This is a genomic window from Streptomyces sp. NPDC026515 (assembly GCF_055567595.1).
The window spans coordinates 420277-443920 of sequence record NZ_JBVHQD010000003.1 but is presented as its reverse complement, the minus strand read 5'-3'; the positions used below and the strand labels follow the sequence as shown (position 1 = coordinate 443920).

The following is a 23644-nucleotide window of genomic DNA, read 5'->3' as shown; positions in this document are numbered from 1 at the left end:
AGGAACCACCGGGCCGGCAGGACCACCAGCCCGGCCCTGATCCCGATCCCGATCAGCTTCCGTCGCTCCCACGCGATCCGCCTCATGCCTGCCTACGGAGGCGCCTCTCCGGCTGGACCCGGACCACCGATTGATCACAACCGCGTACCCGGTCAGGTGATCACCAGCGGTCACCCGCACCGGCTGCCGGAGCCGATTTCCATGAGTCTTGCCGGTAGCCGCAGTCATACGGCATCCACCGGGCATGTGTTGACGCCCGTCTCGGCTGTCGGCGGCTGCGCTGCCGGCAGCGGCTCGGCACTCCACCCGGCTGTTGGGCTCGGCCGCTTCCGTCCGGGACTCCTGGTACGGCACTTGTCGACTACCTGGCTGATCGCACAGCAATGCGGAGATGGAAGGAAAGGCTCACCATGACGGATTCCTCGCGGGAGACCGAGAGACGTCGGTCTGCGACTCGCGCCGGCGGTGAGCCGGCCGCGGACGGATGTGCCGTGTGTTCCGGAGCGGATCACGCCCGGGCCGAGGAAGCACCTCTTCCTGGATCCGCCGGCCGCGTCCCGCTGCATGACGCGGTGACCGCCCGCGCCGGAAGCGGAGGAGCACTCACCGGTCCTGCTGTGCCCGGCGAGGGTGAGGCAACCGTGTCCGTCCTGGGCAGGGGAGCCAAGCCACTGGTTCTCGAGCCGAGTTGGACGCTCACCTACGAACGGGGCGAGCTGCAGCTCCGGCGTGACCACTCCGTCGTCGTGGAGATCGGGCACATCGCGGCCATCGTGCCGGGACGAGTCCAGGGGCGGGAAGTGCGCCTGCCGATGGAGGGGCAGCTCCTCATTCCCGGGATGATCTCCGGGCACACACACGTCGCGGCCGGCTCGCCCACACGCGGTTTGATCGAGAGCGGCCGTCCCTTCGCCAGGCCGCTTCTGGTCACGGAGTCGCTCAGCGACGACGACCTCGACGCCCTCACCGCCTACAACCTCGCCGAGATCCTGCGGGGCGGCTGCACCACCCAGGTGGAACAGTCCGTCTCGCTCAGGCAGGCCAAGTCCTATGGGCGCGTCGCGAGATCCTGGGGGGTCCGGGGGTATCCCGGCGGCATGGTGCCCGGCTGGTCGCGCGTCATGCCGATCTGGTTCCGGCAGTCGGACCAGGTGCTCCTGGACTCGGTACCGGACACCCTCGCCGAGATCCAGGCCAATCTGGATTTCGCCCTGTCCGTCAACGGCGCCGAAGGCGGTCGCATCCTGCCGATGATGACGCCGCACGGCCCGGAGACGCACACACCGGAAACGCTCCGTGCCGTCATGGAAGGAGCGAGGCAGCTCGGCAACGGCGTCCACACCCATCTCGCCACCATCGCCCGGGACTCGGCGACCGTTCAGCGGCTGTGGGGCAAGGGGCCGGTCACGTGGCTCGAGGAGTTCGGTTTCCACGACATACCGTTCTTCGGCGCGCACATGGGCGGGTGGGACGCGGCCACGGACGCGGAATTCCTGGCCGAACAGGTCAAGTTCACCTACGCGCACTGCCCGACGGGCAACGGGGCCGGATCCGCCGGCGGATGGCAGCCCTTCATCGAGGCGCTGGCGGCCGGGATCAACACGAACGTGGGCCTGGACACCCACTCCAACGACCTTCTGGAGAACGCCAAGCTCGATGTTCTCTACGGCCGGCTCCGGTACGACCTCACCAACGGCCGGAGCACCGTTCCCGTGCGGCGCCCGACCGTGTGGGACATGATCAAGAGCGTGACGCTGAACCCCGCGAACGGCCTGGGCAGAACCGACCTCGGCCGCATCGCCGTCGGCGCGAAAGCGGACCTGACCTCGATCGACGTGAGCGGGTTCCTGTCCGGTCCAGGCACCACCCCGCCCGAGCCGCTGCACAATCTGCTGTACGCCAACGGACTTCACGTCCGCCACGTCATGACGGAAGGCGTCCTGCAGGTCAGCGACGGCCGACTGGTCGTCGACGACGAGCGCAGGGTGATCGCCCGCGGCGCGCAAGTCGTCCAGGAGGTCTGGCGCCAACTGGAGTCCGAGGACGGGTTCACCCCCACCCCCTGATGACCTCTCCCTGAGCACAGGCACTCCCCCGCACCCCGGCGGGCACCGCGGCTGCGAGACAGTTGTCGTGGTGCCCGGCGGCCGACCGCGCGGACAATCCTCCCGCCGCGGAGAGGTGCCAGAGTCCTCAGTGCATGACCCGATCCGGCCCGCGCCGCGCGGCGCACTCCCGCCGGGAGTGACGAAGGCGCGATGCGTGCCGGCACATCAGCTGGTCTCGTCCGCCGGTCAGGGTTCTGTGCGGTCGCCTACCGGGGCCACCCGGGGGCGGGAGAGGGCCGCCGGATCCCGACGGCTCTGGGCCCGGGCACGATGGCGGGCTGATCTACCTCAGAGGGCCGGTGCACATGTGCTGAATGGTCGACGCCAGGCTCTGTCTGAGCAGGTCGGCGTCGGCTTCGGCGAGGGCGTCGAACGCCAGCAGGTCACCACACCTCGGCTCCCCCGCCGTGCCATTCGACGTCACGTGAGTTCGCCACATCGACCTCGTCCACGTCCGCCCAGCCCTCCCTGCGCATGATCTCGGCCAGCTCACGCAGACTGAACACCGCCCCGACCGCCGCGCCGTCCACATGCACCTGACGGCCCTGCCCCCCGACCGGCGCACCTACCCTGACCACACGCTCGACCATTCGACAAGTATCGTCCGCGGTCACCCTCCACGCATCCGCACAGGAGGGAGACCGCGGCAGGCCTTCCTGAACGGTCGACGCGACGCGACGCGAGGAGCGTGGTCCACAGACTCCGCGCTGGGCAACGGCGGAGGCAACGTCAACGGTGCGGATCAGACTTCGGCGCGGGCGACGACGGCCACGGCGCGCGGGGCCGTTGCCGACGGAGCAAGGTTCAAACCGGCCAGCGGGGCCGGCACGTAACACCGTGGTTCCCACCATCGACCGGACGTCCAGGACTCTGCCTGCTCCCGCCGGCCGCAGAGGCCCCGCGAGCGCCGGCGCAGATCTGGCCACCGCCACCCCCGCCATCATCCTCGCTCACGCGCATTCTCCCGCGACGCCGTACCGCGACCGGCACCAAGTCCTGCCGCGCAGACGGATCCCGGCCGAGGGCGATCACAGATTCGCCCCAGGTGCCTAGTAACATCAACCGACAGTGCGGCCGAGCCGAGCCGCACGTAGACGGGCGTCCGCCCTGGCCCGTAAGGGGACCCGATGACGTCGCTGCTGGTCGGCGCGATCTACGTGGTAGTCGCAGTGTTGTACATCTACTCCCTGGTCGACTGCGTCAGGACCCCTGCAGCCCGCATTCGCATGCTGCCCAAAGCAGGCTGGCTGATCATCATGGTGCTGTTCCCCATCCTGGGCGCCATAGCCTGGCGGAACCTGGGCAAGCGGTCCGCCCAGGCCGAGGGCCAGCCGTCCACCGCCTGAACCGCAGGACCTCTGCGGAAGTGCCGCGCCGGCCGCTCGCCGCCGACGGCCCGACCAGCATCGACGCTTCGTGCTCATCCGCTGTGAGCAGTGTGCCCGGCGGCCGGACGCGTGGGCGGCGGTGACCGCCGTGGCCGGCGGTCTGATCGGGCTCGGGGTCAAGACGCTGGTCGAGCGGGCACGACCGGCGCTGGAGGATCCCGTGGCGCACGCGCCGGGCCATTCCTTCCCGCCCGGGCACGCGATGACCGCCACCACCTCGTTCGCGGTGTTCCTGCCGGTCCTGCCGCCCGTGCCGCCGCGCCGGGCTCGTGTCGCCTGCCGGACCGTGGCCGTCCCGTCGGTTGCCCGGGGTCTGCTTCACCCAGGTCGCGCCCAGCGTGCACTGGTTCAGCGACGTGCTCGGCGGATGGTTGCTCGGGCTCGCCGTCGTCGCGGTGACCGCCCGCGCCTTCGAGGCGTGGCGGGCCGACACGGGCCGGCCGCCGGTACCGGTCGGTGAAGGCCCGGAGCCGGAACTCACCGGCCCGAACCCCGAGCCGCACTCCGCTCCCCGCTGAGGAAGCCCCGGCGTCACACGCCGGTCATGCGGCCGATCTCCTGGGGGTCGAGTCCGGTCAGCCGGGCGATGCGCGGGGCCGGGATGCCCGCGGTCAGCGCCCGGTGCACGAGGGTCTCCCAGCCCTGGGTGGTGTCCCGGTAGTCCAGCAGTTCGCGCTCGATGTCGGTGACTGTCTGGGGTGCGCACTCCTGCTGGACACGGACCTCCTCCTGCGCGGTCAGCGGGATCGGCAGCCGCTCGGCCTCCTCGGGGATGAGTACCTCCGATCCGGCGGGAAGGATCCTCAACTGCTCGGAGGAGGGAGTCACGTCGTGGGCGGAGATCCAGCCCCGCACGGCCGGGGTCTGGTCGCATTCCAGCGGTGCTACGGCCGCCATGGCGGCGCCGAGGCTCGGGTGACGGTCGGGGAGCAGGAAGAGGTAAGCCTCGTCAGCCATCGGGTGGTTCCGCCTTGTGGTCAGTGTCGATATGAATGCGGACACAGATGCTAATGCCGCCGCGCCCTGCCAAGGTGACGGAACCGGGCCACTCACTCCGCGGCGAGGGTGACCACGTACCGCGCCACAGTCCGAGAGTTCGACACTCGTGATCTCCTTCCGTCCAGCGGGCCAGCCCGTCGCGCACCGCATCCCCGTCAGCCATGACAGCGACCCTACGGTCCGCCGCTGACAGCCAACTGTCCCGCCACGGGCCCCAGACGAGGCAAAAGCACACAGTGCACTCTTTCGAGGGGTTGCGTCGCCGTCGGCCCCGTCGGCTCCTGCCCTCCGGCGGACTACTCTGCGCAGGTCCGGGTCACTGGTCAGCTGACCGGTCGTGCGTCAGGATCGCTTCATGCTGGTGGGAGGCGACAAGGAGACGGCAGCACGGCTGAATCTGGCTCTGTTCCAGGATGACGAGGGCAACAGCGTTCGCATCACGGTGCTCGGCGCCCTTCAGGGCGTGGCTGGTGGGCTCGCCGCGGAGGTCGTCGTTGACACGCCATTCGTCGCCGGACGCGTGAACCTCTCGCTGTGGCGGTCACGACTGATTTCGTGGGGCGAGGCCCTGGATCGTCTTGAGGCCGGTGAGGACATCGCCTGGTTGCACGTCCAGCGTGGACCGTCCGTCTTCATCCATCTCGGCGGTGAGCGTGACCGTCCCGAGGTGGTGGTGGAAGACGATCTCGTCTCCATGGTGACCGTGCGAGTGCCGATCTGCCTACCGGCCGACTGGATCGCGACCCACCGGCGCCTGCTCGGCGCCGTACTTCGCGCCTGGGACGCTCACTTGTCACCGCAGTGAGCAGAGCTTCCGCCGGCAGACGAGGAGCGTCCAAGGCTACGGAAGACACCGTCTGGAACAGTGGGATGAGCTGGGTGGCGTCGCTGCGGTTGCCGCCCGTCAGGGTGGCAGCAAACGGGATACCGGCGGCATCGGTGATCAACCGCACCCGGTGCGCCGACCGGGCCGGCTGCACCGGCCATGAACGAGTCTCGTGCACCCGACGGCTGTATGTCGTACCTGAGTTCTAGAGTCCTGCCTATGTCCCGACACACACCCGGCCGTCCTGTCGACGTCGAGCATCTCTTTCCCGAGTTGCTCCCCTTCCGTCGTGAGTCCGTCCGCCTGCACCCGCGTCCTGGCTCCCCGACCTGTCAGGACAGTTCCGTGGGCGGCCCTCTGCTCTGGCCGGCGGAGGAACCGTGGCCCGTGTGCGAGGAAGAGCACTACGACATGGACACCACGAGCCAGTTGGAGCCCTCCGTGGCCATGGTTCCCGTCGTGCAGATCCGTCGTGCCGACGTGCCTGGCCTGCCCTTCCCCGAGGGCACAGACCTGCTGCAGGTCCTGTGGTGCCCCTACGCCCACGGCGAGTTCTGCTATCCCCTGCCCCAGGTCCACTGGCGGGACTCCGCCGCCGTCGGCGACGTACAGCCCACCCCTGCACCGGCGGAAAGCCTTCCCGAAGACTGGTACCCGGACCGCTGTGCGGTGCACCCGGAGCAGGTGACCGAGTATCCGAGCTGGGACCTTTCCAGCGAGATCCACGACGCGCTCAAAGGACGCTTCGACACACTCTTCGACGAGACCGGACTGCGGTACTCCTGCCACCTCGCGGAGGCACCAGGGATCAAGCTGGGCGGCTACCCGGGGTGGACCCAGGAACCGGTATGGCCTGACTGCGAGGGATGCGGCAGCCGGATGGAGCACCTCCTGACCGTGTCCAGCTGGGAGTTCGACGGCGAGTCCTGGCGCACCTGGCTGCCCGAAGAGGACCGAACCGACGAAAACGCATCCGGCGGCCGGCGCTGGAAGGCCGATGCCCACAACCCTGCCGGACTGTGCCTCGGCGACGCCGGAGGCGTGTACGTCTTCGAATGCCGCACCTGCCCCGAGCGCCCCACCGGGCACTGGTTCGACTGCTCATGACCACCAGGCACCGCCGCGCCCGCCGCACAGCACGAACGCACGGAGAGCTCGCCGACAGCCCGCTCGCTGAGGTTCCCCAAGTGTCAAGCGGTCGGTCCGCCGAAGAGGCCACCGCCATCACCGCCGCCGTTGGCACCGTTGGCTTCATCTGTGCCAGGGGCGCCGTCATGGGGAGTCGGATCACTGCTCGGCGGCCGGCTGTCGCCCCCCGTTACGGTCTTCATGGGCTTCGCAATGGGGCCTCCGGCCTTCGGGCCCGGCATGACTTCCCCCGTTGTTGCTCAGGCCCTGCCCAACACCGAGCCCGAGCTCCGCTGGTCGTCGTCGACCCGCCAGCCTCGGTCCGTGCCCTGCCGCTGGCCGTCCTGCCCGGGCTGACGCTGCGGCGGATCGCCGACCTCTGTCCGGGCGAGGCCAAGACCGACGCGTCCGCAAAGCTGGCAGGCGGCACCCGATCACCCTGCTGCGGCCGAAGGCCCCGAGGACGGCCGAGCGTCTGGTCGAGGAGATCTTTGCCGCCCTGGACGAGCAGACCGTGACGGTCCCGGGCACCGACGCGGCCGCGCTGATGGGCCCACCCCTCTTTCCACAGTCCTGACGTCCAGCCGTGCACCTGGCCGACACCGCCACGAACGACATGACCCAGACAGCCACGTGCGACTACTTCCCAGCCTCTGACGACCAGGCCGCCCTCGCTGTCCTCCAGACTCCGGGACGGCCCGGTGGCACCGCGCCCAAGCGACGTCGTCAAAGGCTGCCACTTCACGGGAACGAAGCCACACGGCCAGCCCCATCGGTGGTGGGGCGACGGAAGGCGGACGGGTTGCATCGATCCCGAGGTCCGCGCATGGTACCGCTGGTACCATCAATGCCATGTCTGATGGCAAAACAGCGATGAACCTGCGCTTCCCCGACCCTGCGCAGCGGGCCGCCATCGCGGCAGCGGCCAAGCAGGCAGGGGTGAGCATGCAGGAGTACATCCTCTCGGCGGCCTACGATCGCGCGACGGCAGTGGAGCGGAGGTTCCTGGATGGTTTCCGGGCGTCCATGGCCCGCAGCGGAGCGGCCTTCAGCGCTGAGCCCGGCATTCTGGACCCGACTGCCGAGCAGCGGACGGCCGAGCAGGAAGCGCGTCGGGACATCGAGCAGTCCCAGGAGCGAGGCCACGCCGCGTGACCCAGCCGGAGCCCCACCCGCTTGACATCACGTTCCTGCTGCACGCCGCGGAACTCCTGGACGGTGATCCGCAGGCCGACGACCTCGGACCGCTGTACGCGGCCGTCGCCCGCGTCAATGCCCGGGCGATGGAGCAAGACGTCTACGGCTCTCTGTATCTCAGGGCCGCCGCGCTGCTGCAGACCCTGGCCAGGCTGCCGTGTCTGGAACACTCCAACGACGCCTTCGCCTGGCATGCGACCGAGGCCTATCTGATCCTCAACGCGCGCGAGCTCGACTACCTGCCCAAAGCCGCGGTCGCACTGGTACGAGACGCCGCCTCCGGAGCACTCGGCGTCGCCCGGATCGCTCGCCAGCTGCGCGACTGGGCCGTCATCTGACCGCTGCCACCGGTGACGGCAATCGCCACGCCCTGGCACCCGGACGACGTCAGCGAGGACTTCGCCCGCCGCAGGCAGATCGCGGTCGGCCTAGTGGTGCAGGCCACCGAGGCCGACGAATGCGCAGTCCGCGTGCGCGACGCGATACGCGCCGTGGCGATGCCCGGCCGGTCCGCCCGACGGCTACAGGACCGTCGTCGCGGTCCGATGCTGCGGCTGGTCCGCCTCTCCCCTCTCGTCCCGGTCGACGCACTTCGCCAGGCAGCGGGTACGGGAGAGCACGAAGACGCCGTACGAGAGCATGGCGACCCCCAGGAAGGCGGGCATGAGCCACATGCCCTGCCGGGGTGACTCCGCGAAGAGGGTGACGCCGAGGCAGAAGCTGACCACCGCGTCCCCGAGGGTGAGCGCGGGCTGGGAGGCGATGAGGGGGCCGCCTTGCATGGCGTAGCCGAGCAGAACGATGGAGAGCGAGCCGACGACCGCGAAGGCGTAGGTCTGCCATGCGAGGAGGAAGGCGACGGTTCCCTGCCGGGACAGGATGTGCGTCGCGGACTTCACGAACGCCGCCGTGAGGGCGTTGCCGACGGCGGCCCCCGCGGCCAGACAGGCGGCGCGGGCCAGGCCGTGCGGGCGGCGCAGGCCGACGGTGATGAGGACGGTCTCCACCACGCCGACGGCGACGACCGTCGGGATCCACCACATGCCGGGGACCTGCTCTCGGCCGCCGGTGGGCGCGGCGGAGAAGAGACTGATCGCCAAGCCCGCGAAGATGGCGACGACGCATCCCCATGCCTTCCGGGAGACCTGGACGTGGAAGACAAGGCTGCCGAAGACCAGCGCGAGCGGCAGCTCGAGGATGAAGATCGGCTGGACGGCGGCAAGGCTGCCGAAATTGAGCGCGAGCGCCTGGAACAGCGCCGAGCCGACGACTCCGAGGATGCCCCCGAGCCAGACGGGATTGCGCACCAGGGCCAGGGCCAGTGCGAAGGGGGAATGCGCCTCGGGCGTAGCGGTTGCGGCGCGCCGTTGCAGGACCGTGCCCCAGGCGTTGCTGCCGGCGGCGAGCACGGCAAATGCCATCGCGAAAATCATGTCGACCGCATCGCTTCCGTGCTTTCGGGCGGGTCAGTTTCGACTCGTCGTGGGAACGTGGATCGGCCCCGGTTCCGGTGACGCACCGCAACAGGGCGACTCCGGCAAGTTCACCAATGCGAACGGGGAATTCTGCACAGAGTCTAGTCAAGTACAGCAGACATGGGAGGTCGTGAAGGAGACGGGACTCCTGCGAAGTCGAACGCTCGACTCCTCGCTCGATCCCGTGGTCGTCGACCATTCCTACCCCGAACCCGCGAGATCGCTGACGAAGACGCTCGGCACGGGCGTGGACGCGCCTGGCTCGGCGTCGTCCTCCTCCGGTCCGCGCAGGAGTGGTCGTCCGGGTCTCTTGCGGTGCGGGACGATCAGTCCGGTGCCCAGGCGGGCTCCGTCCGCGATCACTGCCGTCCGGGCTGCCGCGGCCGGCCGGTCCGACTCGGGCCAGAGGTGGGCGTCGGTCCCGTTGCCCGGTGCAGGCCGAGGCCGGGTCGAGGCGACGAGCCCCGCCCCGGTCACGCTGCTGTCGCGTCCTCACCGGCCAGGAACGGACGCAGCAGCGTGAGCAGGGCGCGCGGACGGTGCAGCGGGATGATGTGGCCGCAGTCTTCGATGACATGCCCGGTGAGCTCGTCGGTGACCGGGCGGAGCTGGCGTTCCAGCGCAGCACCGACGGGCCGGGCGCCCAGCGCCATCGTGGGCACCGTCAGGCGTGCAGTGGCGACCGCCTGCTCGATCTGTACCGCGCTCTCGGGCAGGGCCCGGTAGTACGAGAACGCGCAGCTCAATGCCTGGCGGCCGGTGTACGCGCGGACGAAGGCGTCCCGGAGGGCGGGGCGCACCCCGTCGCCGAGCGTGCCGGCGCTCAGAAACCAGTCGACGTAGGCGGCCTCGTGGCCCTCCAGCACGGTCTCGGCGAGGCTGGGAGCGGCGGAATGGAAGCCGAACCACCACGGCGGCCCGTCGGCGAGGAAGTCGTCGGCGCCGGGCAGCCTGCCCAGCAGGGACTCCATGACGACCAGGCGCCGGACGAGACCAGGGCGCCGCACGGCGAGGAGGAAGGCCGGCGCGGTGCCGGCGTCGATGCCCACCACCGCCGCCGAGGACACACCGAGCGCGGTGAGAAGCGCCGCCGCGTCCTCGGCCAGGGTGCCCGCGTCGTGCCCGGAGGCGGTCCGACTGCTCGCGCCGAACCCGCGCAGGTCCGGCGCGATCACGCGGTAGCGGCCGGACAGGTCGGCCATCACGTCCGTCCACAGCTCCCAGGTGTGCGGGAAGCCGTGCAGCAGCAGGACGGCAGGGCCCGATCCGCAGAGGGCGACGTTCAGTTCGACACCGTTGGCGAGGACACGTCGCAGCTCGGGCATGAAGGGACTCCAGGGTGGTGAGAAATGGTGACAAGGTCACGCTAGGGAACTAACCTGACCCGTCCAAGACGGCACTTTCCCTTCAGGTGGTGAGCCCCGGGTGACCACATCGAAGCCCGGCGAACCCGGCCGGCGGATCGGTGAGCGAGGTGACCTGCTGGATCCGCGTTGCCCGACCCGTCAGCTGCTCGACCGTATCGGCACCAAGTGGACGTCGATGGCGGTCAAGGTGCTGGCCGAGGTGGCTCCGGGCGAGCTCCGTTTCGCGGAACTGCGCCGCCGTGTCCCGGGCATCTCACAGAAGATGCTGTCCGTCACCCTGCAGAGCCTGGTCCGCGACGGCCTGGTCGCGCGCCGCGTGGAACCCACCGTGCCGCCCGCCGTCCACTACCGGCTCACCGAGCTCGGCCTGTCCCTGGAAGTCCCGCTCTCCGCCCTGCGGGTCTGGGCCGAGACGCACATGCCGGAGATCGACCGCAGCAACCGACTCGCCGACGGGTCAGCCCCCGACTAGGGCCTCGGGTCACTTGCCGGCCGCTGCCGGCTGCCTGATGTTCATCCGCCGAGTGCAGCCCGCGGTGTGCGGATCGAGTCGGGCTCAAACGCGGACGGCCCGCGCCTGAGATCCTGCTGGCGATTCGGTGCATGGTGGGGATCGGAACACTCATAATTCTGGCGCTAGGACGGCCTAGGACCGGATCGAATGCGCCGGTCACAGCCACTTGTTGATGGCGACGACAGGTACGGTTGCCCCGCGGCGGACCGCCGACGCCCACCGGATCATGCCGCGGATGCGGGGAACAGGGCTGCGGGAAGCCATGGCCGCGGCCGGGCGGGGGACCAGTAAGAGCACGTGCCGCGCCTCTCCCTGGCCACGGCGCCCATACCCCCGAGCCGGCGGCGTGGAGGACACCGTGGGCACATCACGTTCCGGACATCCTCGGCTGACGGAGCGTACGCCGCCTTTCCGGCCGGGCGTCCGGTTGCGGACCGGCACGCCGGTGGGTGTCCTGCACCATGCGGTCGGAGGGCTCGGATCCGGGTGTGCGTAAGTGTGGGAGCCTTGCGGGTGCAAAACGATGGACAACTGGAGAGTGAGGGCCGGCATGCGGGACGCGTACCACGCGGAACTGGATTCGATCAGTGAGGGCCTGGTCGGCATCGCGAACCTCGTCGGTTCAGCCATGGGACGGGCCACCAGCGCCCTGCTGGACGCGGACATCGACCTCGCCGAGAGCGTGCTCGGCACGCACGGCCGTGTCGAGGACCTCCAACGAGAGCTGGAAGACCGGGCCATCACGGTCCTGGCACGCCAGCAGCCCGTCGCGACCGATCTGCGGATCGTGGTCACCTCACTGCGCATGAGCGCGGACCTGGAACGCTGTTCGGCCCTGGCCCAGCACGTCGCCAAGGTCGCCCGGCGCCGCTATCCCCAACAGGCCGTCCCGCAGGATCTGCGCCGCACCCTCCTGGAGATGAGTCATCTCGCCCAGCGCCTGATGGCACAGGCCGCCGACGTCCTGGTCACCCGCGACGTGGACGCGGCCGCACAGATGGAACAGGACGACGACCGCATAGACGAACTCCACCGCGGAATCTTCCAGCACCTCATGGACGACCGCTGGCACCACGGGGTGGAGACCGCGGTCGACGTCACGCTCCTCGGCCGCTACTACGAACGCTTCGCCGACCACGCCGTCTCCATCGCCCGCCGCATGGTCTACCTCGTCACCGGCGAACACACCGACACCGCAGCCGCCACGACCCCGTGACCCGCCCGACGGCCCGGGCGCCGACAGGATGTGGACAGAGCGCGGGACAAGGATGGCGTACGTCGGTCAGGACTGGGACCGCAGCGCGCCGCGATTCGAATCGACCGGGCAGGCATGGACGCGTCTTTCCAAGGATCAGCGGCCCTCTGCCGAACCCGTAGCGGCTCACCCTCCGAGCACCCCGTACCTCATCGGCACCCCGGCCGGCTCTCCCCCGCCGTCCGCTCTCCGTCGCCGGCCGCCAGCGGCTGCCGGAAGGGAGCACGGACTCCCCCTGCACCCGGTGGTGACGGTGGCAGCCCACGTCGGACCGGTCGGCCTGCGGACCGCGAGCGGCAACAGGGGCGAGACGGCTACCGACGGCATTCGGTGCCCTGCGGAAACGCGGCCTCCGACCGATCGGGATCCCGGTCCCGGGCTGGTCCGTGCCGATGCCCGGTGGACTCCTGGCCGTCGGCTGTCACTGGAGAGGTTCTCGGAGCGGCACCCGCCCGTCAGCTGACGGACACTCGGGCGCAACCTTCCGATGTCCGGGCGTGTCCACGTAGTGTGCTGACGATACGCAGAACATGGCGGACAGCCGCGGCCGCCGCTTTCGCGACCGCCGCTATGGCGTTCGCGACCCCGGCCGCGCACGCCGCCGGAACGACGCTCGTCCTGGACGCCCAGGAGAACTACTACCTCCCCACCGAGGGCGAGGGCCCGAACCTGGACCTCGGCGTCACCGCCTCGGCCGGGGACGCCCATGACGTCTCGGTCGCGGTCGACGCGTCGTCCCTCGCCGGGAAGGCGACGATGGTGGTCACGGGGGACTGCGTGAGCACCGGCACCTTGAAAGTGCGGTGCGACGTGGGCCCGCTGTCGGGCAGGGAGTCGATCGACCCGTTCTTCCTGAAGCCCACCGCGGCCGCCAAGGCGGGCGACACCGGTGCCATCAGCTACACCGCCACCGCCTCCGACGCCGCCACGGTAACGGGAGAGACGGACGTCCTGGTCGGCGGGCCGAAGCTCGTCCGCCGGCCCTACCCGACGCTGAAGGGCATCACGCCCGGCGCCGTCTTCGAGCGCACCCCGGCCTTCGCCAACACCGGCACGGCCCCCGCCGACAAGGGCGTCATGCTGCTGGTGCAGGACTCAGAAGGCGTCTCTCTCGCCCGTGACCACTCCAACTGTCACTATTCGGACCGGCCCGACGTCGGCGCCTGGTGCCGGTTCGACACCCCGGTCGCGCCCGGCGCGGCCTATGAGACGCGCGCGCCGCTGCGCTACACCGCCTCCGAGGACACACTGTACGGCTACAACACCTACGTCGTGTGGCCGGTCGGCGGCACCGCGCCCGACTCCTTCGACCCGTCCGACTTCCCCGGGACCGGCACCGGCATGCCGCTCGGTCTGAGGTCCGTCGCCTCCGGCTCCGCGTTCACCGGCTCCGGGTACGGCACCTTCGCCACCACCCAGCACGCCGACTACCAGGCGCTCGGTGACACGGTCGAGGGCAAGGCCGGAGAGACGGTGAGCATCACCGTGGGCGTGCGGAACAACGGGCCGGGCCGGATGGACTTCCAGTGGGCGGACGCCGGCACCTCCGGCACCTTCGTGGTGACCCCGCCTGCCGGCACCACCATCACCGGCGCCCCCGGCCCCGGCGAGCAGGGCGACCCCGGGCCGCTGTGGAACTGCACACCGGGCAAGGCCGGTGCGAAGAGCTACACCTGCGACATCGGCAGCACGGACTTCCGGCCGGGCGACTCCGTGACGCAACGGTTCACGGTGCGGATCGACCGGGTCGTCCCCGGCGCCCGGGGCAGCGTGCGTGCGGTGGAGAACCCCAAGTACCCCAATCGTGACGACGACCGGGTGAACGACACGGCGGCGATCACGGTGAAGGCCACCGGATCGGCGACGGCCAGCCCCTCACCCGGCGCCTCCCCGTCGCCGTCGGCGACGGCCACCGCGAGCCCGTCCGGCTCCGGGCCGGGAACCGTGAGCGGGACGACGACCGGCGGCGGGCTCGCCGCCACGGGCGCGGACGGAGTCCTGCTGCGGGCAGGCACCGCCGCCCTGCTGATGGCCGGCGGCGCGCTGGTGTTCCTGGCGGCGCGAAGGCGGGGGCCGCAGGGCGGCCGATGACTCCGCCGTCCGGGCCCGGCAGGACGGTCGATGAGCGAGTCCGTCACCTCGCGCACCGCTTTCGCCGTCGGCCCCGCGATCCCCGGGTCCATCCCGCCCCGGGCCGGCTTCGCGGGCGCCGCCGGACGCCGGCCCCTCACAGCGGCGACCGCGGCCACCGGCCTCCGGCCCCGGCCGGGTGGCGCAGTTGTGACATGTCGCAGTCGCGACATCGTGGGCCCGTGACATGGCGATCCGCTCAGCAGATTCTTTCGAACAGCGCGTGATCACGCGTTGCACGAAAGGTGTGTGACTGATGGCATGGATCCGTCTGACGGCGGCGATATCAACAGCACTGGTACTGACCACGGGAGGCCTGTCGTCCGCCTCCACGCGGGCGTCCTCCCCCGGCACTCCCGAGACGAAGGGCGCCGGCCGGTCGCCGTCCACCGTACGGCTGGTGACCGGTGACCGGGTGACGGTGACCCCCGGCAGCGACGGGCGGCGCACCGCCTCGGTGGTGCCTGGTCCGGGCCGCCGGGACATCGTCTTCCGCACGTACGAGCAGGACGACGGCACGATGACCGTACTCCCCTCCGACGCGGCGGAGTTGGTGGCCGCCGGAACCCTGGACCGGCGTCTGTTCGACGTCACCGGCCTCATCGCCCAGGGTTACGACGAGGCCGGCACCTCGGCGCTCCCGCTGATCATCTCCTCCGAGCCGGGCGGTGCGACGGCCGGGACGGGGGCGAGCCGCAAGGCCGTGGCGACGACCGCGGACCGGCTCTCCGCGTTCAACACGGCGTCCGTGCCCGAGCGCCGGCTGCAGAGCATCGGCGCAACGTCCCTGCGGGTGGACGACGACGACCTCGGTGCGTTCTGGAAGACTCTGCGTCCCGCGGGCACCGCCCGGATCGCGCAGACCCCCCGGGTGTGGCTCGACGGCAGAGTGGCACCGGCGCTGGACCGCAGCACGGCCCAGATCGGCGCGCCCGCCGCCTGGAAGGCCGGTTTCGAGGGGCAGGGCGTCAAGGTGGCCGTCCTGGACACCGGTGTGGACGCCGGCCACCCGGACCTGGCGGGCCGGATCGCCGAGTCCAGGGACTTCTCGGACAGCGGCAGCGTGACCGACCACTTCGGGCACGGCACGCACGTCGCGTCGATCGTCGGCGGCAGTGGAGCGGCGTCCTCCGGGACCCGTCGCGGGGTCGCGCCGCGGGCGGACCTGTTGATCGGCAAGGTGCTGGGCGACGACGGGTACGGCTCCGAGTCGCAGGTCATCGACGGCATGGAGTGGGCGACCGCGGAGCACGCCAAGGTCGTCAACATGAGCCTGGGTTCGGACGCGCCCTCGGACGGCACCGATCCCATGAGCCAGGCCGTCGACACCCTGTCCGCCTCCGGGCGGACACTGTTCGTCGTCGCCGCGGGCAACGCCGGAGAACAGGGCGCTTCGACCATCGGCGCGCCAGGTGCGGCGGACGCCGCCCTCACCGTCGGTGCCGTGGACCGGGACGATTCCCTGGCGCCCTTCTCCAGCCGCGGCCCGCGTCCGGGCGACAAGGCCGTGAAGCCCGACGTGACCGCGCCCGGTGTCGGAATCGTCGCCGCCCGCGCCTCGGGGACGGCCATGGGCACCCCGGTGGACACCTACTACACCGCCGCGTCCGGTACGTCGATGGCCACACCGCACGTCGCCGGGGCCGCCGCCCTCCTCGCCCAGCGGCACCCCGAGTGGAGCGGGCCGCAGCTCAAGGACGCGCTCATCAGCACCGCCCACCTCGTCTCCGGTACCAAGGTGACCGAACAGGGCGGCGGGCGCATCGACATCGGCGCGGCCATGGGGGCCCTGACGGCCACCGGCTCCGTCACCCTGCCCGCGCTCCAGACCGCCGACGCGGGCGGACCGCGGCAGGTAGCGACGCTGCACTACACCAACGAGAGCGACCACCCGCTCGACCTCAGGCTGTCGGCCTCACTCACCCGCGACAACGGTGTCGCCCTGGCCGACGGCGTGATCACCCTGGACTCCGGCACCGTCCGTCTCGCCCCCGGGGCGTCGGCGGACGTCCCGGTCCGCGCGGACGGCGCGCATGCCGCGCGCGGCGCCTACTACGGCTACGCCACCGCGACCGGACCGGACGGCACCGCGCTCGCCCACACCACGCTGTCCCTCGTCGTGCACGCGCCTCTGCACCGGCTCACCGTGATCGCCAAGGACCGCGACGGCAAGGTGATACCGCAGGCCGCCCCGACGATCTGGGGAGCCGACGGCTTCGCCCAGTACTCCAGCCTGGACCCGGCGGTCGCCGATGTCGAAGAGGGCACCTACCAGGTCAGCTTCGGCACCCTGGACAACGCGGCCGACGGCCAGGAACTCCGCGAGGTGATCAACCCGCAGGTGCGGGTCACCAAGGACTCGACCGTCACCCTCGACGCCTCGAAGGTGACGGAAGTGAAGATCCGTACCCCGCGCCCGTCAGAACAGCACGGCGCCCTCAGCTATCAGACGTACCGCCAGATCGACGGGAACGGCCTGATCCAGGGCGTCATGTACTTCGACATCGCCAAGCGGATCTACGTCAGCCCCACCGCGCAGGTCACGGACGGCACCTTCGAGTTCGCCTCCCGCTGGCAGCTGACGGCTCCTCAACTGACCGCCAGGACCCAGGGAAGTTCGCGGTCCTTCGCCCCCTACTACCTGCCGACGTCACCGGTGTTCGACGACAAGGGCGTCCGACTGACCGCCGTGGACGCCGGGACGGGCACCGCCGCCGACCTCAAGGCCGCCCATGTACGCGGCAGACTGGCCGTGATCCGCTACGACTTCGGTGACGACACCGCCCTCGCGCGGGCCGCCGCCGACGCCGGCGCCAGGGCTCTGATGCTCGTCATGCCGGAGGGTTTCTACCCGTGGACCCGCTGGAGCCCGGACGGAACACGCCTCGCCCTGCCCGTCATGCGCGCGGGCCACGCGGACGGCACCGCGATCCTGAAGCGGAGCGGGCGGGCCGCCACCCAGGTCCGGTTCACCGGCACGGTGCGCAGCCCCTACCTCTATGACGTCATGCAGGTGTCCCGTCAGCGCGTCCCGCAGCACCTCGTGCACACCGTCTCCGGACACGGGAGTGCGGTCGTCCACGCCACCTACGCCCGCACCGGCGCCTCCGACTGGGCCAGTGAGCAGCGTTTCGCCTGGCGGCCCTACCAGGACACCGCGTGGAACCAGTACACGCGCAACGTGCCCGTGGGCCGGGAGCGCGTGGAGTACGTGACCGCCGGCGACACCCTCTGGAACCACGTCGTCCATCACGACACCATCCTGGACCAGGACTTCCCGCTCCAGGTCGGCATGCGGGACGCGACCCACACCTACCGGGCCGGACAGCAGGCCACGGAGCGATGGTTCACCGCCCCGGTCCGCCCGTCCGTCCCGCACGGCGTGGCCGGCTGGCCCGCCTCCACCAGGTACGGCAACACCCTCTCCCTGTACGTCCCGGACTTCACCGACGCCGCCGGCCACTGGTCCTTCGCGGAGAGCGACAGTCTCGGCGGCATCGGCACCCGTGCGTCCGGTACGGGCGACACCGCGGTCGCCGACCTGTACCGCGACGGACAGCGCGTCGCCCATTCCGACACCGGAGCGTGGGGCGCCTTCGAGGTTCCGGCGGGTCGGGGCGGCTACCGGCTGGACCTGACGACGGGACGCGACTCGGACGACTGGCGCTTCGGCACCCGCACCGAGACCTCCTGGTCCTTCGGTTCGGACACCACCACGAGCCCCACGCTGCTTCCCCTGCTCCAGGTGGACTACTCGGTTCCCGTCGACGCCGAGAACGCCGTGGGCCCGCAGCGTACGTACACGCTGGGATTCGACGTCCGCATGCCCGACGGCCTGCCCGCCCCGCACGGCACGAGGCTCAAGGTGGAGACGTCCTACGACGACGGCAAGACCTGGGTGACGGCACAGACCTCCGCACCCCGTGGAAAGGCCGGACATTTCACCGCGGCCGTCGAACGGCCGTCTCGGGTCCGCGGCAACTCCTGTGTCACACTGCGGATCACAGCGGCGGACGACGCCGGGCACAGCGTCCGGCAGACGATCGACCGCGCCTTCCTCCACCGGGGCTCCGCCGCGCGGCAGTGACCTGGTGAGGCAGCAGAACGGGAAGCTGCGGCCGCCGGTGCGCACGGCACCGGCGGCCGCAGCCCCGCGAGGGGCAGAGAGGGATCGCCGATGCTGGAGGCGGCAGGGCTGACGGCCGTCGAAGAGACCGTGTACCGCCTCCTGGTCGGAGCGGTCACGGCCTCGGCGCGCCAACTGGCGGAACAGAGCGAACTGCCGCAGGGCACGCTGGAGGCGGTGCTGACGGCCCTCACCGGCAAGGGACTCGCCAGCCCCACCGACCATGTGCCACCCCAGTACTCCGCCGTACCCCCGGACGTGGCGCTGCTGCCCCGGCTGCAACGGCGCACCGACGAACTCGACAAGGCCCGCAGCACGGTCACCGATCTGCTGGACCTGTACCGGGGCGCCCGGCGCCGCCAGGACGCCGGCCAGCTGATCGAGGTGATCACGGGCGCCGAGTCGCTGCGGCAGCACCTCCGGCAGATGCAGGACAACGCCGGGCACGAGATGCTCTGGTTCTGCAAGGCCCAGTACGTCGCCATGCCGTCGGGCAGCAACCGCGCGGAGTACGACGCCCTCGCCCGCGGGGTGCGCTACCGCGTCCTGTACGAGCAGGCGTTCTTCGACGACGATCACGCCGTGGACAACGTGATCGAGGGGGTGCAGGCCGGGGAGATCGCCCGCAGCGTGCCCCATCTGCCGCTGCGGCTGGCCGTCGCCGACAGGTCCGTCGCCATCTGCCCGCTGGTGCCCGGCGGCCCGCAGGGCTCCCCCGGTGAACCCACCGCGGCCCTGGTCCGCGAGAGCAGTCTCCTGGAGGCGCTCACTTCGCTCTTCGAGCGCTACTGGGAGACCGCGGTCCCCCTCGACCTCAGCACCGCGGGCACCATCCCCGACATCGCCGCCGTGCAGGCGGCCGAACCGCTCTCCGGCACCGACCGCCGCATCCTCTCCCTGCTGGTGGCGGGCATCACGGACAAGGCCATAGCCAGTCAGATGGGGCTCAGCCGGCGCACCATCCAGCGCCACATCCAAAGGATGATGACCCTCGCCGGTGCCACGACCCGTATGCAGCTCGCCTGGCAGGCGGCCCGCCGCGGCTGGCTCTGAACAGCCGCCGCGGCGCCTCCAAGGGTCCGTGGCCACGGAACAGTCGCTCCTGGACGGGCCCTTGTAACCGCGGCGGCATGCGACGTCCACGCACTCGTGCTGCCCCGGCGCCGGCCCATCGGCGCCATCGCGTGTCACCGCGAGGGCCTGCACGTTGCGACCGGCGGCTGGCAGGCGGTCCACTTCCCGCTGTCCGAGACCGAGAGACGACCCCACGGGGAATCGTTCATCTCCACATTGAACCGCCCGGCCCAGCCAGCGGTTGCACCACCCCGCGCAACAAGTCGGCAGGACCGGTCACCAAACACCGTTACTGGCGCAGAGCACCCTGCAGGTCCCCTATGGCAAGAGGCGCGAGCGGGGGCGGATTCGATCCCGCCCCCGCCGTTTCGGGTCACGCTGACGGATGCCGTCAGCGCAGCGTGTACGCCGTGGGAATGGTCTGTGTGACGGTGTCGCCCTGGCTGTCGCTCGCGCTGATCCTCAGTCCGACGCCCTTGGCAGCCTGGTCCCGCCGGGGGTCTTTGATCGTCGTGGTGAACGTGTTCTTACCCGACGCCCTGGTCGTCGCCGGGTGCCAGGTGCTGCCGCCGTCGATGGTGGTCTCCGCCTTCAGGAACGTCACCTCGGACAGGTCGGTGAGGCGTTGCTGGTAGCAGCCGACGATGGTCACCTGGTGGTTCTCCCCGGCCTTGGCGGTGTTGTCGAGGGCCAGGCCGAGGTCGTAGCGCAGGAAGACCAGAGGTTCCGGGCGGCATGCCGCCCGGTTGCCGCCGACCAGCTCGCCGATGCACGGGCTCCGCGTCGGTGCGTCGTCCTTGGCCGCCGTGGCTGAGGTGTAGTGCCACACGGTCTTGACTCCGTCGGTGTTCGTCTCGAACGTGTACCGGGCGGACTTCGCCGGGAGGTCGTACGAGACGAGGTCGCCGCCCTTGCAGCCGGAGAGCACCATCACCGCCGCGGCTGCGAGCAGCATGAGGGCCCCCTGCGGCGCCGTGCCGATGGCACCGGGATGTTCATCGATTCGGTCTCGCGCAGCAGGCCGCTGCCGAGCGCCTCGGCCGCCTGTGCCGCGAAGCGCTCCTCGGGCAGACCTGTGACCGCGAGCAGCGTCGTGCAGTCCGCCGGGCCGGAGAGCACCGCGGCCGCGTAGAGAACGGTGCGGGTGTCGGGGCCAAGCCGCTGCACGCGTTCGAGCACGGCGTCGCGGATCGTGGGCGGAACCTCGATGCGCTCCGGCCGACGCCGCGCCCAACCGCCGTCCCGGCGGACCAGATCGGCACGGTCGTGCATCAGCCGCACCGATTCCTCCACCGCCAGCGGCACGCCCTCCGTGCGCGCATGCAGGAACGCCGCGAACTCGTTCGACACGTGTTCCCCGGCCAGCATCGACGAGACGAACGAGGCCGTCTGCGCCACATCCAGCGACCGCGGTGTCAGTCTGACCAGGTGGGCGTCGGACGGCAGCCGCGAGGACAGCCGCAACAGCAGCGAGGCCGAGGGCACTTCGTCCCGCCGGAAGGTCAGCACGATACTCACCGGCTGCGGCCGGCGGGAGACGAGGAACAGCAGGAACTCAAGCGTCGCCTCATCGGCCCAGTGGACGTCCTCCAGGGCCTCGGGTGCCGGAGGCAGGTCGTCGGCCCACTCCGGGAACAGGGGCCGCAACGCACCTCCCACTCCGCTCAGCCCGAGACCGGCAACGTTGTCAGCACCGTCGCGTACCGCGTCCACCACCGCTCCGAGGGTGTACGGAACCCTCAGCTCCGGACAGGCACCGACCAGAGCCTGCCGCCCCGCTCCTCCTGGGAGGCCAGGACCTCACGCAGCAGCCGGGTCTTGCCGATACCCGCCTCACCCTCGATCAACACGACCACGGGGCTCTCTGGACGGCCGACTCGAGCGCGTCCAGCTCACCGTCCGGGGTGTCTCCGACACACCAACCGAGTCGGGCCACTGTGTTCCGTTCCGTCGGGAGAGTCGCGAGCGCGGCTGCGACTGCCTGCGCCCGGCCCCCTCCCCCGTTCTGGTCGCGGCCGGGAGCCGCAGATCTCCGGGAGGACGCGGTACACCGGCGACGGAGGCGGCTCGAACCCGTGCCTGGGGTCTGTCGCCCACCAGGGCGACGTGGGCTCGGCTTCTCCATGCGACCGAGGACCGTCCCGGTGCGCCGGCCCACCGCCAAGGACCGGGCCAGGTCGAGTTCCTCGAAGAGGTGCAGGCCGAGCCGGACCGCGGGTGCCGTGAGGCCGGCCATCTACGGGTTTTCGCCACGTCGAAGGGCTTCACGGGTTCGTACGAACTGGCCACGGTGGTCATCGCCGGGAAGAGTTCGGCGTCGTCGGCGACGTCCTGGTGGCCCGACCGGTCACCGCGGGTGATGTCTCCCGGCTGGACATCGGCTCCTGCCACAGCCGGAGGGTGCCGAGTGGCCCGTGACGCCACGGTGGCCCGCGCTCACCGTCACGGCGCCCAGAACACCGTCGATGCGGGCCACCGGCAGTGGAGGTGGCGGGGCGGGGCGAGTCTCACGTGAACGACCCGCCACCCTCCGCATGACACCTCGCGGACATCAGCTGACTGCCGGGCCGGGGTCGTTGGGGTGCGTCTGCAGCGGGGTGATCGCCGCGGTCGCCCACGGCCACATCGGCAGGCTTGCGAGGACTCCCTCGCGCAACTGCGTCTCGTCGTCGGCGCGCCACACGCCGATGACGCGAAACTCGCCGACCGGCCGCCACAGCCTGAACAGATGGCCTTCGGCGGCGAGTTCCCTGGCCCGCACGGCCTCGGCGGCACGGCGCCGGTCGACCTCCGCCGGGTCGGTGCCCTCGGGCACACGGGCGGTCAGCTCGACCAGAAACTCCTTCATGGTCTCTTCCTCTCTTGGTTCGTGGCTTCGTGTTCCGGCGTTTGTCTCCGCGGGAGAGGCGGGTCTTCGCGGCCGTCCGCGGGGGGCTCTACGGTGCGGTGGTGGCCGTGCGGTAGAACTCGGCCGCGGTGAAGGTGGCGGGGACTCCGAGTTCGGCGGCGACCGCGGTGAGCCCGGCTTCGGCGGTGGCTAGATCGGTGTGGCCGTCGGTGCTGAAATGCGGGGCGATGAACTTCTCGTAGTGTGCTCGGACCTCGTCCGCGGTGTGCCGGCCGAGGAATGTCTGCAGATAGCGCACCGTGGTCTCGGGATCCTTCTGGATCACCTCCAGGGCACGCCGGTGGGCTCGTACGACGGCTTGGACCGCGGGACCGTCCGGGTCGATGTAGGTGGGGTCGACGGCCACGCCCACGGTGGGGATCCGGAAGTGGTCGCCGACGAAGGCCAGCACCTCCCAGCCGTACTCGACGGCCAGTGCTTCCGGTGCCATGGTGTCGCCGACCATGGCGGCGTCGATGTCGCCCTCCCGCAGCCGGCGCAGGTCCATGGCGTAGTCGCCGGGCCAGCGGACGATCGTCTGGACGTCACGGTCGACGTCGATGCCGGCCTGGCGGAGCACGATCCGGGTGAAGACCCCGGGGCCGGTGTGCGGCGGAGTCACCGCCAGCCGCCGGCCGGCCAGGTCGGCCAGGGAGGTCAGGCCGGGACGGGCGAGGAACCAGAACAGCGGGCGGGCGGTGTTGACATGGAGCGCGACCCACGGGATGCCTTCGTTCAGCCTGGACAGAACCGTCCGGCCGAGCCCGATGACGGCGACGCGGCGCAGTTGCTCCGAGTCCCAGGTACAGCCGTCGCGGAGGGCGACGTGCACGCCCTCGTCGGCGTAGAAGCCCTGTTGGTCGGCGATGTAGGTCACCAGTTCCTCGTGGGGGCCCCGCCCGACGTACGCGAGATCGATCATGTGCACGGCGTTCTTCCTTTACGGTGATGGTGTGTTGCAGTGAGGGTGTGTTCCGGTGACGCGGGCGCCTGTCCGGCCGTCGGCCGGCGGGAGGGGACGCGGACCCGCGGACGCAGGGCCCGCGACTTCGGGGCGCGCGAGGGATACCGCCGCGTGCTCGCCGGCGGGGGCACTGCTCGTATGTGTGCGGCGCTTGGAACGGCTGGGACTCGGGCACGGACCCGGGTGCGGTCGTGGAGTTCGGTCCT

The 23644-nt window shown here is 70.8% G+C and carries 19 protein-coding genes and 2 pseudogenes; 13 read left to right on the top strand and 8 right to left on the bottom strand.

The genetic code is table 11. The annotated features are described in order from the left end of the window. The first annotated feature begins 641 nt into the window (after positions 1-641). Positions 642-2066 carry an amidohydrolase family protein gene (locus ACZ4O3_RS08070; protein ID WP_467721609.1) on the top strand — a complete coding sequence of 475 codons (1425 nt, stop codon included), beginning with the start codon at positions 642-644 and terminating at the stop codon, positions 2064-2066. Positions 2067-2491: 425 nt separating this feature from the next. On the opposite strand, the gene ACZ4O3_RS08065 is transcribed toward ACZ4O3_RS08070, so the two are convergent. Beyond that, the gene (locus ACZ4O3_RS08065; protein WP_362715561.1) at positions 2492-2698 is read right to left on the bottom strand and encodes a hypothetical protein; all 207 of its coding nucleotides are present in this window, start codon (positions 2696-2698) and stop codon (positions 2492-2494) included. Positions 2699-3235: 537 nt separating this feature from the next. Here ACZ4O3_RS08065 and ACZ4O3_RS08060 point away from each other — a divergent pair. Beyond that, the gene (locus tag ACZ4O3_RS08060) at positions 3236-3454 is read left to right on the top strand and encodes a PLD nuclease N-terminal domain-containing protein (RefSeq protein ID WP_362715558.1); all 219 of its coding nucleotides are present in this window, start codon (positions 3236-3238) and stop codon (positions 3452-3454) included. 94 nt (positions 3455-3548) lie between these two features. After that, positions 3549-4014: pseudogene (locus ACZ4O3_RS08055) on the top strand (phosphatase PAP2 family protein); the annotation flags it as partial. A 13-nt stretch (positions 4015-4027) separates the two neighbouring features. Here ACZ4O3_RS08055 and ACZ4O3_RS08050 read toward each other — a convergent pair. Then, complete coding sequence (locus tag ACZ4O3_RS08050) at positions 4028-4453, bottom strand: DUF6003 family protein (protein ID WP_362715556.1); 426 nt, start codon at positions 4451-4453, stop codon at positions 4028-4030. 397 nt (positions 4454-4850) lie between these two features. Here ACZ4O3_RS08050 and ACZ4O3_RS08045 point away from each other — a divergent pair, with 397 nt between their 5' ends. The 5 genes and pseudogenes from ACZ4O3_RS08045 to ACZ4O3_RS08025 all read left to right on the top strand — a co-directional run bounded on the left by ACZ4O3_RS08045 (position 4851) and on the right by ACZ4O3_RS08025 (position 7984). Then, on the top strand, positions 4851-5300 hold the full coding sequence (locus ACZ4O3_RS08045; RefSeq protein ID WP_467721608.1) for a DUF5959 family protein: 450 nt from the start codon (positions 4851-4853) through the stop codon (positions 5298-5300). A gap of 408 nt (positions 5301-5708) precedes the next feature. Beyond that, on the top strand, positions 5709-6428 hold the full coding sequence (locus tag ACZ4O3_RS08040; RefSeq protein ID WP_467721607.1) for a DUF1963 domain-containing protein: 720 nt from the start codon (positions 5709-5711) through the stop codon (positions 6426-6428). A gap of 427 nt (positions 6429-6855) precedes the next feature. After that, positions 6856-7011 (top strand): annotated as a pseudogene (locus ACZ4O3_RS08035) (IS110 family transposase); the annotation flags it as partial. 290 nt (positions 7012-7301) lie between these two features. After that, positions 7302-7604 (top strand): type II toxin -antitoxin system TacA 1-like antitoxin, encoded by a 303-nt coding sequence (locus ACZ4O3_RS08030; RefSeq protein WP_362715545.1) that lies wholly within the window; start codon positions 7302-7304, stop codon positions 7602-7604. Then, positions 7601-7984, top strand: coding sequence for a fic family toxin-antitoxin system, toxin component (locus tag ACZ4O3_RS08025; RefSeq protein ID WP_362715542.1), 384 nt, complete (start codon positions 7601-7603; stop codon positions 7982-7984). Before ACZ4O3_RS08030 ends, ACZ4O3_RS08025 begins: the two co-directional genes overlap by 4 nt. A 183-nt stretch (positions 7985-8167) precedes the next feature. On the opposite strand, the gene ACZ4O3_RS08020 is transcribed toward ACZ4O3_RS08025, so the two are convergent. Together ACZ4O3_RS08020 and ACZ4O3_RS08015 are read right to left on the bottom strand one after the other, a co-directional pair. Further along, positions 8168-9067 carry a DMT family transporter gene (locus tag ACZ4O3_RS08020; RefSeq protein ID WP_467721606.1) on the bottom strand — a complete coding sequence of 300 codons (900 nt, stop codon included), beginning with the start codon at positions 9065-9067 and terminating at the stop codon, positions 8168-8170. 527 nt (positions 9068-9594) lie between these two features. Next, on the bottom strand, positions 9595-10446 hold the full coding sequence (locus ACZ4O3_RS08015; protein WP_467721605.1) for an alpha/beta fold hydrolase: 852 nt from the start codon (positions 10444-10446) through the stop codon (positions 9595-9597). Between the two features lie 100 nt (positions 10447-10546). Between ACZ4O3_RS08015 and ACZ4O3_RS08010 the strand changes: the two genes are divergently transcribed. The 5 genes from ACZ4O3_RS08010 to ACZ4O3_RS07990 all read left to right on the top strand — a co-directional run bounded on the left by ACZ4O3_RS08010 (position 10547) and on the right by ACZ4O3_RS07990 (position 19566). Beyond that, complete coding sequence (locus ACZ4O3_RS08010; RefSeq protein WP_362715533.1) at positions 10547-10960, top strand: winged helix-turn-helix transcriptional regulator; 414 nt, start codon at positions 10547-10549, stop codon at positions 10958-10960. A gap of 592 nt (positions 10961-11552) precedes the next feature. Beyond that, the gene (gene phoU / locus ACZ4O3_RS08005; RefSeq protein WP_362729712.1) at positions 11553-12218 is read left to right on the top strand and encodes a phosphate signaling complex protein PhoU; all 666 of its coding nucleotides are present in this window, start codon (positions 11553-11555) and stop codon (positions 12216-12218) included. Between the two features lie 609 nt (positions 12219-12827). Further along, a complete protein-coding gene (locus ACZ4O3_RS08000) occupies positions 12828-14348 on the top strand; it encodes a hypothetical protein (protein WP_467721604.1) in 1521 nt (506 codons plus the stop codon). A 295-nt stretch (positions 14349-14643) separates the two neighbouring features. Next, the gene (locus tag ACZ4O3_RS07995) at positions 14644-18474 is read left to right on the top strand and encodes a S8 family peptidase (RefSeq protein WP_467721603.1); all 3831 of its coding nucleotides are present in this window, start codon (positions 14644-14646) and stop codon (positions 18472-18474) included. A 90-nt stretch (positions 18475-18564) separates the two neighbouring features. Continuing rightward, positions 18565-19566, top strand: coding sequence for a helix-turn-helix domain-containing protein (locus ACZ4O3_RS07990; RefSeq protein WP_362715082.1), 1002 nt, complete (start codon positions 18565-18567; stop codon positions 19564-19566). A 412-nt stretch (positions 19567-19978) separates the two neighbouring features. On the opposite strand, the gene ACZ4O3_RS07985 is transcribed toward ACZ4O3_RS07990, so the two are convergent. The 4 genes from ACZ4O3_RS07985 to ACZ4O3_RS07970 form a co-directional block, all read right to left on the bottom strand. Continuing rightward, entirely contained in the window at positions 19979-20542 is a 564-nt protein-coding gene (locus tag ACZ4O3_RS07985) for a hypothetical protein (RefSeq protein WP_467721602.1), read from the bottom strand. Continuing rightward, positions 20518-21234, bottom strand: coding sequence for a hypothetical protein (locus tag ACZ4O3_RS07980; protein WP_467721601.1), 717 nt, complete (start codon positions 21232-21234; stop codon positions 20518-20520). Before ACZ4O3_RS07980 ends, ACZ4O3_RS07985 begins: the two co-directional genes overlap by 25 nt. 904 nt (positions 21235-22138) lie before the next feature. Next, positions 22139-22435, bottom strand: coding sequence for a muconolactone Delta-isomerase family protein (locus ACZ4O3_RS07975; protein WP_362715096.1), 297 nt, complete (start codon positions 22433-22435; stop codon positions 22139-22141). A gap of 88 nt (positions 22436-22523) precedes the next feature. Further along, entirely contained in the window at positions 22524-23396 is an 873-nt protein-coding gene (locus tag ACZ4O3_RS07970; protein WP_467721670.1) for an ABC transporter substrate-binding protein, read from the bottom strand. Positions 23397-23644: the final 248 nt, after the last annotated feature.